Source organism: Methanolobus sp. WCC5, from assembly GCF_045690325.1.
GTDB lineage: Archaea > Halobacteriota > Methanosarcinia > Methanosarcinales > Methanosarcinaceae > Methanolobus.
Map to the genome: position 1 here is coordinate 2,736,538 of NZ_CP146981.1, position 16,188 is coordinate 2,752,725.

General features: G+C 42.7%; 14 protein-coding genes. 4 read left to right on the forward strand and 10 right to left on the reverse strand.

Features of this window, described 5'->3' with window-relative positions; genetic code table 11:
- Positions 1–161 precede the first annotated feature (161 nt).
- Positions 162–1,130, forward strand: coding sequence for a deoxyhypusine synthase (locus tag V7O64_RS13245; RefSeq protein WP_407355843.1), 969 nt, complete (start codon positions 162–164; stop codon positions 1,128–1,130).
- Between the two features lie 13 nt (positions 1,131–1,143).
- Positions 1,144–1,797, forward strand: coding sequence for an orotidine-5'-phosphate decarboxylase (gene pyrF, locus V7O64_RS13250; RefSeq protein ID WP_407355844.1), 654 nt, complete (start codon positions 1,144–1,146; stop codon positions 1,795–1,797).
- A 219-nt stretch (positions 1,798–2,016) separates the two neighbouring features.
- On the opposite strand, the gene V7O64_RS13255 is transcribed toward pyrF, so the two are convergent.
- From V7O64_RS13255 to V7O64_RS13280, 6 genes are all read right to left on the reverse strand, one after another.
- Positions 2,017–3,480 carry a hypothetical protein gene (locus tag V7O64_RS13255; protein ID WP_407355845.1) on the reverse strand — a complete coding sequence of 488 codons (1,464 nt, stop codon included), beginning with the start codon at positions 3,478–3,480 and terminating at the stop codon, positions 2,017–2,019.
- A gap of 4 nt (positions 3,481–3,484) precedes the next feature.
- Positions 3,485–4,513: a rod shape-determining protein gene (locus V7O64_RS13260; protein WP_407355846.1), complete on the reverse strand. Its 1,029-nt coding sequence runs from the start codon at positions 4,511–4,513 to the stop codon at positions 3,485–3,487.
- Between the two features lie 238 nt (positions 4,514–4,751).
- A complete protein-coding gene (locus tag V7O64_RS13265; protein ID WP_407355847.1) occupies positions 4,752–5,642 on the reverse strand; it encodes a Ppx/GppA phosphatase family protein in 891 nt (296 codons plus the stop codon).
- On the reverse strand, positions 5,639–7,711 hold the full coding sequence (gene ppk1 / locus V7O64_RS13270; protein WP_407355848.1) for a polyphosphate kinase 1: 2,073 nt from the start codon (positions 7,709–7,711) through the stop codon (positions 5,639–5,641). The genes V7O64_RS13265 and ppk1 overlap by 4 nt, the downstream gene beginning before the upstream one ends.
- A 155-nt stretch (positions 7,712–7,866) precedes the next feature.
- Positions 7,867–9,822: a CHAD domain-containing protein gene (locus V7O64_RS13275; protein ID WP_407355849.1), complete on the reverse strand. Its 1,956-nt coding sequence runs from the start codon at positions 9,820–9,822 to the stop codon at positions 7,867–7,869.
- 75 nt (positions 9,823–9,897) lie between these two features.
- Positions 9,898–10,368: a DUF362 domain-containing protein gene (locus V7O64_RS13280; RefSeq protein WP_407355850.1), complete on the reverse strand. Its 471-nt coding sequence runs from the start codon at positions 10,366–10,368 to the stop codon at positions 9,898–9,900.
- A gap of 39 nt (positions 10,369–10,407) precedes the next feature.
- On the opposite strand from V7O64_RS13280, the gene V7O64_RS13285 reads away from it, so the two are divergent.
- Both V7O64_RS13285 and pap read left to right on the forward strand, forming a co-directional pair.
- Positions 10,408–11,700, forward strand: a complete 1,293-nt coding sequence (locus V7O64_RS13285) for an MgtC/SapB family protein (RefSeq protein WP_407355851.1) — start codon at positions 10,408–10,410, stop codon at positions 11,698–11,700.
- Positions 11,701–11,754: 54 nt separating this feature from the next.
- Positions 11,755–13,272, forward strand: coding sequence for a polyphosphate:AMP phosphotransferase (pap, locus tag V7O64_RS13290; protein ID WP_407355852.1), 1,518 nt, complete (start codon positions 11,755–11,757; stop codon positions 13,270–13,272).
- Here the strand turns inward: pap and V7O64_RS13295 are convergent.
- The 4 genes from V7O64_RS13295 to V7O64_RS13310 form a co-directional block, all read right to left on the reverse strand.
- A complete protein-coding gene (locus V7O64_RS13295) occupies positions 13,254–14,504 on the reverse strand; it encodes a CYTH domain-containing protein (RefSeq protein WP_407355853.1) in 1,251 nt (416 codons plus the stop codon). The genes pap and V7O64_RS13295 overlap by 19 nt on opposite strands.
- Before the next feature lie 38 nt (positions 14,505–14,542).
- On the reverse strand, positions 14,543–14,899 hold the full coding sequence (locus V7O64_RS13300) for a hypothetical protein (protein WP_407355854.1): 357 nt from the start codon (positions 14,897–14,899) through the stop codon (positions 14,543–14,545).
- Between the two features lie 16 nt (positions 14,900–14,915).
- Positions 14,916–15,515, reverse strand: coding sequence for a CheR family methyltransferase (locus V7O64_RS13305; RefSeq protein WP_407357351.1), 600 nt, complete (start codon positions 15,513–15,515; stop codon positions 14,916–14,918).
- Between the two features lie 168 nt (positions 15,516–15,683).
- Positions 15,684–16,175, reverse strand: coding sequence for a chemotaxis protein CheW (locus tag V7O64_RS13310; RefSeq protein WP_407355855.1), 492 nt, complete (start codon positions 16,173–16,175; stop codon positions 15,684–15,686).
- Between the last annotated feature and the right edge of the window lie 13 nt (positions 16,176–16,188).

The window sequence follows — 16,188 nt, forward strand, 5'->3', positions numbered from 1 at the left end:
AAAAGTAGCGGGGCCCATACTACAAAGGTATAATAGAAAGCCAAGCAATATGAAACTAATAATACTAAATGAGTACCAATCCAAATAAATCTCTTTTAGCCCATAATAACCTTAAAGAACAACCTTGGCGTTTACTCTGCTTAGATTAAAGGGGCTTTTAAATGGAACATTGTCATTCAAAGGAAGAAAAACTTCAAAATCCCATCAGACAGGCAAAGATCACGGAAAACATGAGTGTTGATGATCTGGTCCATGCCATTGATGGCTGTGCTTTTGGCGCCGGGAAGCTGGCAGATGCTGTGGATATATATACAGAGATGCTGGGCGGCGGTTCCACCAGTTTTTTCGGACTTGCAGGAGCAATGGTGCCTGCAGGGATGCGGCAGATAGTTGCAGACCTGATAAGGGATGGTTATATCGATGTACTGGTCACCACAGGTGCCAACATGGTGCATGAGATAGTGGAATCAATGGGCCTGCATCACTACAAGGGATCATGTGAATGCGATGATATCGAACTGAAGCATGATGAGATCAACAGGATATATGATGTCTACCTTCCCGAACCTTATTTTGCAGACTTTGAGGAAAAGATGAAAGCAATACTCTCTGATATTGGTAGTGAGACCATTTCTATCAGGGAGTTTATGACCCACCTTGGGAACAACATCGATGACAGGAACTCCATACTAAGGGTAGCAGCAGACATGAACGTGCCTGTCTATTGCCCTGCCATACAGGACTCGATGATAGGGCTGCAGGCATGGCTTTTCAAGCAGACCAACCCTCTTAACGTTGATGTTTTCGCAGACATGCGGGAGATCATCGATATCTGCTACGAAGCGAAGGATCCCGGTGCACTGCTGATAGGTGGTGGTGTTCCAAAGAACTATATATTCCAGTCCATGCTTATAACCCATCAGGAGTTCGAGTATGCCATCCAGCTTACAATGGACACCCCGGAAACAGGTGGACTTAGCGGTGCAACCCTTGATGAGGCACGTTCATGGGGTAAGGTCAGCGAGACCGCACGCTCAGTAACCGTACATTCGGATGCGACCATAACACTTCCGATACTGGTAGCTGCTGCAAGGAGCAGGCTTGCAAAGATGTGCGGGAAACTGGAATAAGAGGAGCATTGATATGGAAAAACACACAAGACTCATACTCGCACTGGATGTCACAGATAGGGAAGAAGCCATACAGATATCTGAAAAGATTTCATCATATGTGGATGCCATCAAGATAGGTTATCCTCTTGTCCTTGCAACAGGAACGGACATCATCGGCCAGCTATCGGAATACGCTCCCATAATTGCTGATTTCAAGGTGGCCGACATACCGAATACAAACCGCCTTATATGTGAACAGGTGTTCAAGGCAGGCGCAGATGCCGTTATAGTCCAGGGGTTCACCGGCCATGACAGCCTGGAAGCTGCTGTGGGACTTGCAAAAGAGCAGGGGAAGGACATTTACGTTGTCACTGAGATGAGCCACCCGGGTGCCCTTGATTTCATGCAGCAGGTTGGTGAAGATATTGCAAAGATGGCAGCACAAGCAAAAGCCTCCGGTGTGGTAGCACCTGCCACCCGGCCTGAGAGGGTTGCAGATATAAGGAAGATAATAGGGAATGATCTATCTATAATATCACCCGGTGTTGGTGCCCAGGGCGGCAGTGCTTCGGATGTTATAAAAGCCGGAGCAGACTGGGTGATCGTTGGAAGAAGTATCTACCAGTCAGATGACCCTGGTGCCGCTGCCAGAAAAATAGTCGATGAGATCAAAGAAGTGATATGAAGGATTTGCAGTTCCATATCATTTCCTGTACGAACGATTATATGTGTGCCGATGATGATAATACAGGATCTGAACCGTGATGAACCCTATGAGTTCTGAGGCACACACTTTAACTTGATCGATTTACATGATCGTTCTGCATGAATATTCTATTTGATTGCTTTACCTGTTCAAAGAAAGGATTTCTTTGAAATTTTGCAAATCTGTTCCAATCATAACTCATCCCATAAGCTCAATGTTCTGCTTGAGGATTTGTGAGAACACCTCATTCTTTTTAACATCACACCTTGCCTCTTCAAGGCTGTGTTTAAGATCAGCCACCGAACTCTCAAGGCTCTGTATATAAATAAGCTGTTGTTCCAGTTTGTTGTTAAGTTTCTTGATGTCAAGATGCTGGCGGTGGATGGTCACATGCACACCTATTTCCTCATTTGTCTTCCCGATCATCCTTTCAAGTTCACTTCTTCTGGCTTCCATCTCTAAAAGCGATTGCTTGATCTCCTCTTCTTTTCTTGCATTATCTTCCCGCCCTGATCTGATCCTTTCCTCTTCGCCATCAAGTTCTGCTTTCTTCTGCTCCAGCTCTTTTATACGTTGCTGCAAAGCCATTTCTTTTTCTTCATGTGATTTTAAAGCCTGCTGATGTTCCAGCTCAAGGCTCTCAGCCTTATCATTGAGCTCACTTCTCTTCTTTTCAAGGGCTTTTATCTTTTCCTCAAAAGCAAGCTCTCTTTCCTGGTGAGCTTTTACACTTTCTTCATAACTGGCAATGGATGCTTCCAGTTCCATTGTCTTTGGGCCAAGTCCAAGAAGTTCCTTACGGATATTCTCTTTTGCTTTTTCAATTGAAGAGCGCTTTTGTGCAAGGAAGTTCTCCTCATCTTCCAATTCGGACTTAAGGGTTTCAATGTCTGCTCGCTTCCGGTTCAGGGCCTGTAATTGTGCATAGTAGCCGGATTTGATTTCCTCGATAACTGCCGGATAGGTGATATCCTTCAATTCCATGGAGAATTCTTCACCGGCACTGATCATTTCCTCTAAAGAGCTGCGTTTTTCATCCAGCTGTGATCTCTTCTTTGTATACTGCTCAAGATCATTCTCATATGCAGCTTTCAGTGAAGTGAGCTCTTCCATACGTGTCTTGTGATCTGCAAGCTCCTTTTCATATTCTTTTCTGGAAGCTTCAAACTCCTTTAAACTTATTTCATATTCAAAGCGTTTCTCTTCAAATGCAGATATCTCCTTTTCAAGTTCCTCTGTCTGCTCCCTGGGTATGGACTTTTTTGTTTTTTCAGTTGCAGCCCTGAGGATGGCACATTTATCACGAAGCTCTTTTTCCTGCACGGAGAATTTGTTTTTCAGTTCATCAAGCTCTTTTTGCTTCTCTTCATATTCTGTTATCTCAGATTCGTAACGTTTCTTAATTTCAGCAAGCAATGACTCTTTCTGTACAAGGTCATCTATATCAGATGCCAAAATCCTGTAAACTGTTTCCTGCTCCTCATCGGAAGGTTCCTGATTATTTTCCGGTACATAGGTCTGAGGATCGGAATGAGGTCCAGTTTTTTTTCCTTCTTTTTCCTGTTCTTTTGATGCGATAGGTTTTCTGTAAATATTAGGAGTAAAGAGCTTAGGTGTTTTTTCAGCTTTCTTACAGTCGCCTGAGAAGTTCAATGAATTCATATTATCAGATCCTGGTCCTGTTTTGAGCAACTATTTGTTCCCAGAATTCCGCCGGCATATTCCTGCACAATTCCAGTGCACCTTCGGCAACACCAAAAACCGGGTCAATATCAAGGGAAACTTTAGCTCCTCCAAGCTCTTTAAGTTCAGTCTCGATAAAGGTACCAATGTTGAGAAGACGGCTGGTGCCGCCAAAAATGTGGATATTGTTCCTTAATGATTCCCGTATTTCAGTCTCTACCCCCGACAGGATCCGGGTAATACCTGATACGATGTCTGTGACAACAAACTCACATGCTATCTGTATCTCTTCATCGATCGATTCATTTATAGTCCCGCTTTCAAGGGGAATATTTACAGTGCATGGTCCGGGAGCAGAAACAAGGTGTCCGTATTCTTCTTTCCATTCCCTTGCAAGCTCTTCTGTTACTATTGAGTCGTTCCATCTTTCTTTGATGAGTTTTACGATTTCACTGTCAATATCTTTTCCGGAACATGAAAGACAAAGAAGGTCATTTTCCTGTGGAACACCACCATTTATTATGGCAATATCTGTTTTGCTGAATCCCAGGTCCAGTATAATCGATCTTTCAAGAATATCCTTTTTGTAGGCTACGCAAAAAAGCTCATCAACCAGCATTGCACCGCAGAACAGTTCCATTGCCAGGGACAGAAGATTTTTTTTGTATTCCAGATCGGCAGTGGATGGTACACCCAATATTGTATATATATTCCTGCTTTTAAGATCAATATCATGTTTTTCAAGCAGATCTTTCAGGAACTCTTTGAAAATAAGAACATCATCCTCGTTCTTTAACCCGTTTTTCAGGGCTTCTTTTACATCTTCATCAGGTGCTTCCAGGGCTTCTGTGCCGGATATCGTTTTTCCTTCAGAGTCCACACTGGTTTCACGGATAATTACAGCGCTTCGCTCAGAGAATCTTTTTCCTTCACTGGTGCAAACCGATGTCTTGAATATGCCTGCATCTATTCCAAGATACAGGCAATCGTTTATACTTCCGGGATCATCCATAAGATCAACTATTGGTTTTTATTCAGGTCTGCCGGGAATTGCAGCAAACACAGCCTGAACCATTTACTTGTGAAGAGTTGTCTGGCAAATCAGTATTTATATATTATGAACATAGGATTCTCATTTATGGCTATAGGCCGGTGCACCTGGAAGACCATCGAATTTAAAAAGGCACAGTGCTGCCATTTAAGTTGAAGTTTGTCCTATGAACAAGAAAGTCGATATTCACCAACTTTATTTATATATAATCCTTTTTATGTTTATTGTACAGGACATGTATGATCCCATCTGCAAGGCCAAGTTGCGGGACATGCATAGTGTTGATATTGCCCCATTTCATGACAGAGTAATATATCCTGGAAGCGGGAACTATCACATCAGCCCTGTCGGGACGCAGGCCCAGCTTTGTTATGCGCTGTTCCAATGTGAAACCCTTAAGATATGTATTCAGGTCTTTGATATCAGTGTCACTTATGAGTGCCCCCTCTTTTTTCCCGGCCATCCTAAAGAGTTTGCTTATATTTCCACCACTTCCGATAGCATAATCCGGCATGTGCTTACGGGTCACACTTTTTACCCATTCTTTCATCTCTTTCCAGTCATCTTTTGTCACAATGCCTTCCAGCATACGGATAGTTCCTATATTGAAAGACCTGTAAGCAAAAACTTCCTTTTCCCTAAAAAGTATCAGTTCCGTACTGCCGCCACCAACGTCAATATGAAGATAGGTTGAATCACTGCTTCCCAGTACCTTTTCTATACGGTTTGAATAGATTATTTTTGCTTCTTTCCTGCCGCTTATGACATTAAGATCGATGCCGCTTCTCTCCTTTACCATGGAAATGATCTCATTACGGTTGTCGGCTTCCCTCATGGCCGAAGTTGCACATGCCATATAGTCTATGGGCTCATAGGCATCCATAAGATATCTGAACCCTGTCATTGTATCCACAAGACGGGATATCTTTTCCTGCGAGATATTGTTATGGACGAATGCATCCTCGCCAAGGCGGATAGGCATGCGCATAAAAGATATCTTTTCATATATGGGCTCTATTCCTTCGGAATCAACCCTTGAAAGGAGCAGGCGCACTGCATTAGAGCCAACATCTATGGCAGCAAATCTCATTGCTTATCCCCGTTTTTCAATTGCCCTTCAAGGAAATCATAAATATCCTCCTGGGCGCGGCGAGATATGTCGCCACTTTTCCTGTATCTGTTATCCTGAAGCTCATTGATTATCCGGGCCTTGGTGTTATCCATGAACTGCAAGTTCATGTATTCTTTCAGCTCTTTTTGAAGAGCATCATCATACAAAGGTACTGCAACTTCCACACGCCTGTCAAGGTTCCTGACCATCCAGTCAGCTGATGAAATGAAATATTTTTCCTCACCATTGTTGCAGAATATAAAAATACGTGAATGTTCAAGATATTTATCAACTATACTGATTACTTCTATGTTTTCACTCTGACCTGCAACACCGGGAACAAGTGAACAGATACCCCTGATAATCAACTTTATACTCACACCTGCTTTACTTGCCTCATACAGTTTATTGATCATCTCACTGTCCACAAGACTGTTCATCTTTGCATGAACGTAAGCCGGATATCCGGCCTTTGCATTTTCTATTTCCCTGTCGATGAATCTTTCGAATGCATTCCGCATGCGAAGAGGAGCAACAAGAAGATGTTTGTATTCATATACCTTATAATTGTGCTCTAAGAAATCAAAAACCTTGTCCACTTCAAAGGTCAGTTCCGGGTCAATTGTCACTAACATGTGATCACAATACAATCTGGCAGTGGATTCATTGAAATTCCCTGTACCTATACACGAATAATGAACCGGGACGTTGTTTTCTATCCTTGTGATATGGCACAATTTAGAGTGCACTTTCAGACCCGGCACTCCATCAATGATCCTTGCCCCAGCTTCCTCGAGTTTCTGGGTCCAGTAAATATTGGATTCCTCATCAAACCTTGCCTGCAACTCAATAACAACAATTACATTCTTCCCGTTCTTTATTGCATTGATCAGCGCGTTTATGACATTGGAATTGCGGGCGACCCTGTAAAGAGTGATCTTTATGCTTGAAACATAGGGGTCGATGGCTGCTTCCCTTAAAAGGTCAATGAAATAATCAAAAGACTGGTAGGGATAATGTAGCAAAATGTCCTTTTCCCTTATGGCGGCAAACATACTCTTGTGGCGCATCAGGTCTTTGTGAGGTAAAGGAGTCCTTTTTTCGTAATAAAAGGAATCAGGTCCTATCTGTGGGAAATTCATGAAATCCCTGGCATTGTGATATTTACCACCAGGGACCAGGTTTTCAAATTTCTGGATCTTTAGTCTTTTTAGTGTAAAATCCAGCAGGTAGTAAGGCATTTCCCTGTCATAGACAAAACGTACCGGCTGACCTTTTTTTCTTTCTTCGAGGCTCTCGGAGACCTTCTCAAAGAAACTTCTTGTAACATCATCGTCTATTTCAAGTTCCGCATCCCTTGTAAGCTTGATAGTATATGCACCTATGGAATCATATTCAAAGGTTGAGAAGATATCGTCAAGTCCAAAGCGTATGACATCATCAAGCATGATGACACATTTCCTGTCACCTGAATCAGGAAGCATGATAAAGCGGGGAAGCACGTCCACAGGAACTTCGATCAGGGCAAATTTGGATCCCTGAGGGTCCCACTTTCTCCTTACGTCAACTACCAGATAGATCACCTGGTTCTTAAGGTAAGGGAAATGGGGAATATCTTTAAGCATTACCGGTATCAATCGAGGGCGGACCTTTTCATGGAAATAACTTTTAAGGAAGGCCTTCTGGGCTTCATCCAGCTGAGTTTCATCTACTATGAAAATATCATGTTGTTCCAGTTCCTTTGTCAGTTCAACAAATACCCTGTCAAAATCATCACGTAGTTGCAGTACGATATTATGTACCTGTTTCATGACCCTTTTAGGAGAAACACCAACCATGGCATTGGACTTCACTCCTGCATCTATCATGCGCTGCAGTGTTCCGACCCTGACGCTGAAGAATTCGTCCAGGTTTGAGGAGAAGATACCAAGGAACTTCAGACGCTCAAGCAAAGGGACTTCCGGATCCTTTGCTTCCTGAAGCACCCTTTCATTGAATGAAAGCCAGCTTATCTCCCTGTTAATGTAATCTTTTACTTCACCTGACATAAAGTTCATGTTCCTCAGTCTAAAAAACGTCCAAATGGTATCGTATCTTGATAAAAGAAAGGCTATCCTATTATATAACACTTCATATAGATTCATATATAGTCATATATAGTGCAACATAGTCTCATATGATCAATACAATTTTAAAGGCTCTTTCAGGACGTGTAAATTCCTGATATGGCCTTTGAGAAACTGACGCTGAAATCCGGGTCAATGACATTGGACCATACATCAGGGAATGCTCCAAGAAGGTTTTCAAGTTCCTGCTTTCTGTACTCAATGTAAGCATCAACACCCGGATACGTTTGCTGTGCGCCGGATATGTTTCGTCCTTCATCCCCGGCTTCACTCCAGCTGCCACGTTCTTCGAATTTCTTAAGAAGTTCCAGTGCAACTACAGTATCATGCATATCCCCAAGATTATCCTGCAAAGCTTTCAGGCTTTTTATAAGTTCTTTTGATTCGGGTCCAAGTACCTCACGGAAGAATTCAAGTGTATAACGCAAAATTTTAACATCTATCCTCAACTGATGATACTTTTCAAGGGATGGATCAGCTACCGCTTCCTCTGAAACAATATCCACATAGGCTCTTACAGCTGCAAACTGCGTGTACAGAAGCACTGGCAGTACATCCCTAACCTTGCATGGGACAGGCTCGCCATTCTTTTTAACGGACCGCATTTTCCAGGACTTCTTATGTAAGAGGTAGTCAGCAAAGTTCTTTTTGAATTTATTGTACTTTGAGTCATCAAGGTACACAAGCATAGTACCACGGTTCTTTGCTTTTTCTATTAAAATGGAATCTGTCAGAGGGTCCATCTGCGCCCTCCTTTCTGGTGGCTGGTCTGCAAGGTAATGGTCGATCTTCTCCAGGAAAACATCAAGGTCACGCACAGAACCAAGTACCTTTCTTACGGATTTGATGTTCCTGAGATATGGTGACATCTCATCCATATCAAGATAACCTTCCAGTACCTCTACAGCTGAGCGCATCCGCATTGCAGCAACCCGCATGTCATGGAGTTCTTCGATATCCTTGCCTACCTTGGTACCCCGTTCATGCTCGATCATTGCCCCGAAATGGAACATAAGTATCTTACGTGCAGCAGCACGCATTGTATCGTCTCCTATGATATCGGTCTTTTTCATTGTTCTGAACTCAGAGAACGGTACAGGTATTGCGGTGTTAGAGGCAGTCAGGTCTTCATTTTCCTGCATTTCCGGTGACAGACCATACTCTTCAGTGATATTTTCTTCAGTATGTGTAGCTATTTCTGTTACCTCAACGTCCACTACTTCCGGAAACTGCGTTGTCTCCAGAGCCGTGGGTTCTGTATAACCATCATTGATGGCCTCTTTTTCATTTGCTCTTTCGTCTATGTTTTTATCCTTACTGTTTTCCATGTTCTCTTCCATACCTTCGTCGATTGTATCATTCTGATCCTTGATCTTTCCATGATCGGTCATAGTTCCTGACTGCAACCTGCTTTGTGCAGGATCATTTTCCATAACAACAAAAGCATCATGTTCATCATTGGTATTGTCCGCAAAATATGGTTCATATGAACCTGATGTTATATTTGTCACCAATATGCCTGCAAACGTTGCAAGCACTGAACAATCATACTGCTCCGGCGTACTCGTGAATTCGCTGGCACCTTTACCTGTGAATTTTTCCTCTGGAACCATTGTCCTTTCCACAGGCACTGCGGATGTATACAGGAAATAGTTGACAAATATATTTATCAATAGAAGGAAAATGCCTACTGAATATGAAACAATCACATATGATACCCTGGGATAGAACCAGTTTCCAGGAAATGAAAATGCAAATATCGCCAGGCCCGCAGCAGATAGTACCAGAGCTGCTATGAATGAATAGTTCCTGAAAAGATTTCTGTGGATACCTGCAATATTTATTCCGGCAAGTATCAGTAATATCCCGGCTCCAAGGAGTGAGCAGACAACAAGTATCACCTCAGGATCGGAACTGCGGCTGAGCCTGCTGACCATGGCAAACAGCAGCCCTGTCATACAGGATACCAGGCCGAACAGGAAACTAAGGGATGCAATTAACGAATATTTTCTCAAAAAAACATCTGATGGCACTGATTCTCCTCCGGCTGCAATTCACCTGCTGACTATTTGATCATGGATGATTTAAGTACAGGTCTATGTGACCTTTTATGTGATCTGCTTAAGCTCCCTGATGGTTCCACGAATGACCTTCTGTTGTTTCCTCAATTGCCTTATACGACTTTTGATCATTCTTTTTCTTGCATTCTTACCCTTGTTCCTGGAAAGAGGACCTTTTAAAGCTTTAAGATTGTCACGGATCCTTAATTCCACAAATTCCCTGTCTTTAAGTATGGCTTTCACAGGGCAGACCTTTACACATTTTCCGCAGTAGATACATTTATCGTCTGTGATAAGAGCTTTACCTTTTACCATATCTATGGCATCCACAGGACATCTCTTTACGCATTTCTTACACGACACACACTTCTTTTTATTGACCCATGGCATATTCCAGTCCTCATTAATAATGGGTAACGCAAGTATAAAAGTATATACAGTAATAAGATATACTATACATTCATCATATCTTATTATATCGTAACTTGCACTTGTAACTATAATATTGATGAACGACATTGCTTATTCATGTTATTGATTTAGGGAGAGATAGCTATAATGCAGACGATCCAGTGGGGCATCGACCCCATATCCCTGGATATTCTTGGGAAGATATTCCTTTCACTGATGATAGGGATACTTGTGGGTCTGGAGAGGGAGCACTGGCGTGCGGACAAAAAGATATTTGCCGGTGTCAGGACATTTTCCATCACCTGTATAACAGGTACTCTTGCCACATTCCTTGCGGATTACGTGGGTATATGGATAATCATTCTGACAACCCTGCTTGTTCTCTTTGCATCGGCATCCCTTATATATACGCTTAATATCCTCAAAGGCAAATCCGGGCTTACAACTGCAGTAGCATTGTTCTGTACATACCTGTTAGGTATCGTAGTTGGAGAAGGACTGTATATGGTAGCCATTGTAACCGCACTCCTGCTGACTTTCCTTCTGATAGAGAAAAAGCCTTTGCATTCCTTTGCAGAGAATCTTTCCGAAGGGGATATCGGTGGCGCCCTTAAATTCCTTGCAGTTGCCTTTGTGCTCTATCCCATAGTGCCGGAAGAACCCATATATGGTATCATAAATGTTAAATCATCGATAATGATCGTGGTGCTTGTATCGTTCATCAGCTTTGTAAGTTACCTGTCCCTGAGAAAAATGGGTCCGCAGGGCGGTATCCCGTACTCCGGTCTCTTTGGAGGTTTCATCAGCAGTGAAGCCACAATAGCCGCACTTTCGGGTATATCCAGGAAAAGGCCTATACTAAAGGATTCCATTCACATAGGTGCAATACTTTCAGTGGTATCAATGATCATAAGCAACACCATAATAGCATTGATAGCCGACCCCAGCGCCAGGACCGCATCAATGATGGCCCCGCCTTTTATAGTGATGGGTGTGATCGCTATCATATTCGTCGCAATGAAATGGAAGAATACACTGAACCTGGAAGAAAGTATCGATATTGGGTCTCCCTTTGCCCTTGGACCGGCATTCAAGTTCGGTGCAGTTTTTACTGTACTGCTGGTAATTGCCAACTACGCAAATGAATATGCAGGGGCAGGTGGAGCCTATGCAATAGCACTAGGTGGAATCGTCAGCAGTTCCGCAGTTACTGCCTCTGTGGCCGCACTTGCATTCAATGGAAACCTTTCGACACACATAGCTGCTGAAACAGCTATCCTTGCAGGACTTGTGAGCACTATTAGCAAGCCCTTATACATCAAAATAAGCGGTTCTGCGGAATTATTCCGGATGTCCCTCTTTTCATTTATAGCCATCGTGGTATCGGGAACGATCACAATGCTAATATGGAGCTATTATGTAAGGGCGTACTTTATGTAATTTAATGTACTCTATAACTATATATACAAATCTGTACTAGTTTAATTGATAACAATGCTTGAAAATGTGGATCTTTCAAAAAGTATCAGTAAGGATGAATACGATAACATAATCGATGATCTGAAGATACGTGTCGGGGAGCTGCAGAGGAAAGCATGGAAAAAGGATATCCCTGTTATCATAGTCTTTGAAGGCTGGCATGCATCAGGAATGACTGATATTATCAACCGTTTCATACTGACGCTCAATCCCATGGGATTTGATTTTTACACAACCGGAAAACCCTGTTTCCAGGAGGAACAAAAGCCATTGTTATGGCGCTTCTGGACACGGATACCAAAGAAGGGCAGGATAGCGATCTATGACAGGAGCTGGTATCGCAGGGTCATTATCGAGCATGACGGCAAGTGTAAACCAGGCAGTGAAATGCCAACATGCCTGAACGAAATAACATATTTTGAAAGGCAACTGGCAGATGAAGGATATCTTATAGTGAAATTCTTCCTTCATGTAAGCAAAGAAGAACAGGAAAAAAGATACAGGAAGCTGAAGAAACAGGAAATACCTCTTTTCATCGTGGAAGAAGAAGAGCAGGAGTACCTGAATGATTATGAGATGTATCTGCCTGTCATTGAAAACATTCTGGAAAGAACCGACAGAAGTTACGCTCCGTGGACTATAGTGGAATCCGATGACCTGAACTTTGCAACTGTAAAGATCATCGCAAAAGTGGTCCAGTCAATTGAGAACAGAATAGAGGATATCAGTAATGAAGTATCGAACGGACAAAAAAGCAATAATGAAGATTGCATCGTTCCTAATATAGATTCTTCCATTCTTCAAAGTACAGACCTTGATAAGAGTATCACATATGAGGAATACAAAAAAGAGAAGAAGAAATGTCTTAAAAGGTTATCATCACTTCAGTATGAACTCTTTAAGCTCCGCATACCTTTGATCATTGTATTTGAAGGATGGGACGCCTCTGGAAAGGGAGGAAGTATCAGAAGGCTTGCACAGAAGCTGAACCCCCGGCTGTATCAGGTAATTCCTGTAGGGGTGCCCACGCAAACAGAGCTTGCACATCATTATCTCTGGAGATTCTACAATGAGATCCCTGAAGCAGGCCATATAAGGATCTATGACAGGAGCTGGTATGGCAGAGTTCTTGTTGAAAGGGTGGAGAATCTCTGTAGCAATCAGGAATGGAAGCGTGCCTACAGGGAAATAAACGAATTCGAGGAAATACTTACCAATTATGGCACAATTATCATAAAGTTCTGGATGCACATCGACAGGGAAGAACAACTCAACCGGTTCAAGCAAAGGGAGAACACTCCGCACAAGCAATGGAAGATCACCCAGGATGACTGGCGCAACAGGGAGAAATGGAACCTTTACCTTGGTGCTGCCGATGAGATGCTCCAGAAGACCAGCACTTCCTGGGCGCCATGGATCATTGTAGAGTCAAACGATAAATATTATGCAAGGATCAAAATATTCCACGCCGTCATCAAATGCATTGAGAAGGAACTAGTGGAAAGAGGAGTGCGTCAATCTTCCCGGAAGTAGAGGTCCCTTTCAAACAGCAGGCGCCACAGGTCTGCTTTTGTATCCGCTCTTTGGGCATCAATATCTGCCCCAGGCCCCTTCACCCTGATTACGATATCTTCTTTCAGGAGATCTATGCCTGCAATCCTGCTGTTCATCCTGCTATAGTCCAGGGCATCTGCAAGCCGCAAAATGGCTGACATTTTAAGGATATCATCCTGCATTTTCACAGGTAAGCCGGAAAATCTCTTTTTCTGTGAGAGTTTTTGAAGTTTCATGCGTGTAATACTTTTCTTGTGCAGGAAGGTGGTCCATGGGAGAAAAAGGCATAAAGGACAGGGAAGTTCCTCCGGGCAGGCAGCAAGCAGTATATCCCTTCCGACTTTATGGTGGTTGCTGATGTCTGTCATGACCCCTATGTCATGGACAAGCGCTGCAAACCTTAATGTCTGGCGCAACTTATCATCAAGGAGATGGATCGTTTTCAGGGCATCGAATAGCTGCAGTGCATTCTCGGCAACCCTGCGTGCATGTTCCTGCTCGATGCCATATTCCTCAAACATTTCCTTCATAGGTGAGAATGAGATCCCTTCGTTGCTAAAATCTGTGCCATAGTCAATGCTCATAGCATCTTTTCGTATGTTTTCCATGAAAAGCTCAAGACCATTGTCAAATTTTGAACTGCTGCCTGGAACAAGTCCCGCTTCGTCCCTGAAAAATAAAGCTATCCGTTGAAGTTGGGCTTCAGTACCATCGCCCATAAGTTCCGCCTCCAGCTCAAGATAGCTTTTGCTGTTGTTGTCACAAATAATGATAACATCATCAAAACTCAATTCTGCGATGTGCCTTTGTTCATCTGATACCTGAAGATCCGCTCTTTTGTGCTCCACCAGAAACAGAGGGTAAAGGCTGCCCATGCCTATGATGTCCAGGATACGGTCCTTGAGCAGACAATCGTTCCATTTATCCACAGGGCTCTTCTCTTTCATTGAAAACTCCATCTCTTCCCGTGTATGGATGAGTGAGCCGGTTCCTTTCAATGATTTTAATGTATATACAACTTTGTCTTTCTTTTCCCTGCAGCGGAAAGAGAAGCCCGAAGAATATATGGTCATATCCGTTGTATCAAGATACGTATCCCGGAATTCACTGGCAACAGCATCAGAAACAGTGAATCCTTCTATAGATCTGGTGTTCATTAATCTCTCGAAGGTGGAACGTTCCTTTACAATGAACTTAGCTTCAATTTCCATACGAAAGGATAAGCTGTCCTACGTTAAAAGATTTCCACTCACCGGCAATGTTCTACTTTCCGGAATATGTACGAACCATCACCATTGTTCAGGAATCCCATCTTTTCCCAGAACCCTGTAGCTGTGGGTCTGACCCTGTCTGCAACAATTGTGTTGTAGTGTTCCTTGAATACCTCTATGGTCTTCCTTCCATAGTTCTTACCTTCAAATTCAGGGAAAATAGTTATGGAGTAGATTGTCAGGACATCGGCATCCACACTTCCACGTACTTTTCCCACCCTTATTCCTTTGCGGTCTATGTTCAGCCACCTGTATACAGAACCATTCACAGGAGGTAACAAGGTAAATGATAGCTCATGTGGCATCCTGATGATATCCTCCATATGGTATTCCATTCAATGAGCAAAGCTGTCAGGTTACTTTCCTGTATAACTGGGCATTTGCAACAACAGGCTCAAAATACTGCTGCATTTGTTCTGGTATCTTCTGGGTCTGTTCAGTTGCAAAAAAACCGTCATCAAGTGCATCATAGAACATTTTCAGGACTTCTATTCTTTCTTCTTCCCTGAAATGCAAAAGAACGTTTTTACACAGAACAAGGTTAAGACCTGTTCTTATCGGTTTCATATCCAGGAGATTATGTCTTGTGAATTCGACACTTTTTCTGATTTCTTCGGATATAATGAAATGCTCCGGTTCGTCTGCCGCAGAGAAATATTTACTGAATATAGGCTCTGGTATCCTCTGGACCATTTCTCTTGGATATATGCCTTTTTTTATGATGTCTCCGAACAGATTACTATTGTCGATATCTGTTGCATGTATCTTCACGTTCCTGAAGATCATGCCCATATTCTCTCTAAGGACTATTGCAAGCGAATAAGGTTCAGGACCCATGGCACAGCCTGCATCCCATATATGGATATACCTACGGCTTCTAATCTGTGGGATCACATAATCCCTGATCATTTCCAGTGTTTGCATGTCCCTGAAAAAGTAAGTGAAGGCTATGGTATCATCTCCTTAGTAAACACTTAATATATTTATGTATTTTATATAAATAAATAATTAAATAAATAAATATGATCCAATTTGATGGGATCCTGTTTAACCAAAAGAAATCCTATTGCACCAGTTATGGGAAAATTGAATGTAATAAAGACATCATCTGGCCTGTTTTCAGGCCAAACTTGTGATATCTTCTACTTCACTTTTGTTCAGCACCTTTGCAAGGTCAAGTAATATCAGGAGCCGATCATCCAGCTTGCCTACACCGGTGATGTATTCCCTGCTTACACCGGACATGACAAGCTCAGGCGCAGGGTCAACATTTGACATAGGGAACCTTAATACCTCATTAACCGAGTCTACGATCATTCCTACTACATTATCCCCGATCTCAACGACAATAATGCGTGAATGCTCATCAATTTCCTTGGATTTAAGGTTAAAACGCTTATCAAGGTTTATAACAACTATGATCCTGCCACGCAGGTTGATGACGCCTTCAACAAAGTCAGGGGATTGTGGGATCTGGGTGATCTCAGGCATCCTTATTATCTCCTGGACTTTCATTATCTCGACTCCGAATTCCTCACCGCCAAGCTGGAAGACCACCATTTGTAACAATTCATCAGCAGGTCCGTTTCCTGATATTGAAGTATCTTTCATATTCTCTCACCTC

What these genes read in the sequence shown, in the direction of transcription:
- V7O64_RS13255 (WP_407355845.1), bottom strand. Translation starts at nt 3,480, where the DNA reads ATGAATTCATTGAACTTCTCAGGCGACTGTAAGAAAGCTGAAAAAACA.
- V7O64_RS13310 (WP_407355855.1), bottom strand. Translation starts at nt 16,175, where the DNA reads ATGAAAGATACTTCAATATCAGGAAACGGACCTGCTGATGAATTGTTA.
- V7O64_RS13285 (WP_407355851.1), top strand. Translation starts at nt 10,408, where the DNA reads ATGCAGACGATCCAGTGGGGCATCGACCCCATATCCCTGGATATTCTT.
- V7O64_RS13295 (WP_407355853.1), bottom strand. Translation starts at nt 14,504, where the DNA reads ATGGAAATTGAAGCTAAGTTCATTGTAAAGGAACGTTCCACCTTCGAG.
- V7O64_RS13245 (WP_407355843.1), top strand. Translation starts at nt 162, where the DNA reads ATGGAACATTGTCATTCAAAGGAAGAAAAACTTCAAAATCCCATCAGA.
- V7O64_RS13300 (WP_407355854.1), bottom strand. Translation starts at nt 14,899, where the DNA reads ATGGAATACCATATGGAGGATATCATCAGGATGCCACATGAGCTATCA.
- pyrF (WP_407355844.1), top strand. Translation starts at nt 1,144, where the DNA reads ATGGAAAAACACACAAGACTCATACTCGCACTGGATGTCACAGATAGG.
- pap (WP_407355852.1), top strand. Translation starts at nt 11,755, where the DNA reads ATGCTTGAAAATGTGGATCTTTCAAAAAGTATCAGTAAGGATGAATAC.
- V7O64_RS13265 (WP_407355847.1), bottom strand. Translation starts at nt 5,642, where the DNA reads ATGAGATTTGCTGCCATAGATGTTGGCTCTAATGCAGTGCGCCTGCTC.
- V7O64_RS13280 (WP_407355850.1), bottom strand. Translation starts at nt 10,368, where the DNA reads ATGTCGTTCATCAATATTATAGTTACAAGTGCAAGTTACGATATAATA.
- V7O64_RS13260 (WP_407355846.1), bottom strand. Translation starts at nt 4,513, where the DNA reads ATGGATGATCCCGGAAGTATAAACGATTGCCTGTATCTTGGAATAGAT.
- ppk1 (WP_407355848.1), bottom strand. Translation starts at nt 7,711, where the DNA reads ATGTCAGGTGAAGTAAAAGATTACATTAACAGGGAGATAAGCTGGCTT.